General features: G+C 56.3%; 1 pseudogene. It reads right to left on the reverse strand.

Annotated features, from left to right (window positions below):
- Nucleotides 1–102: 102 nt before the first annotated feature.
- A pseudogene (locus IVB32_RS20140) lies at nt 103–549 on the reverse strand (IS5 family transposase); the annotation flags it as partial.

Raw genomic sequence — 549 nt, forward strand, 5'->3', positions numbered from 1 at the left:
CGACCACCCATGAATCATTGAACAATTGATTCGGGAATCCTATAAATCGCGGCAAAATCAACAATCTGCCAAAGTAGTGCTAGCCTAGGCTAGGGTTCAGACTCAATTGATCCAATGAGCGACGAGAGCGGCGAGGTGGACGGCGGCCAAGAAGTTTCTGGCAAGTTTGTCGTAGCGAGTAGCAACACGCCTGAAATCCTTGAGCCGGCAGAAACAGCGCTCGATAACATTGCGCCCTTTATAGAGGCGCTTGCTGAAGCTGTGGAGGGTTACCCGGTTGGATTTGTTTGGAATGACGGGTTTCGCGCCGCGATTGACGATTTCGGCGCGAAAGCCGTCGCCATCGTAGCCTTTGTCCCCAATGAGGGAAGACATGGGCGGCGCGAGCTTCAAAAGGGCCGGCCCTGCAGCAATGTCTGCGCTTGTCCCGGAGTGAGATGAAATGCGCAAGGTTTGCAATCAGGCTCGCTCAGCGCGTGGATTTTCGTGGTCCGCCCACCGCGCGAGCGGCCGATCGCCTGTTCACACTCCCCCCTTTTCCGCCGCTCG

It is taken from the genome of Bradyrhizobium sp. 23, assembly GCF_023073295.1.
Taxonomy (GTDB): Bacteria; Pseudomonadota; Alphaproteobacteria; order Rhizobiales; family Xanthobacteraceae; genus Bradyrhizobium; species Bradyrhizobium canariense_D.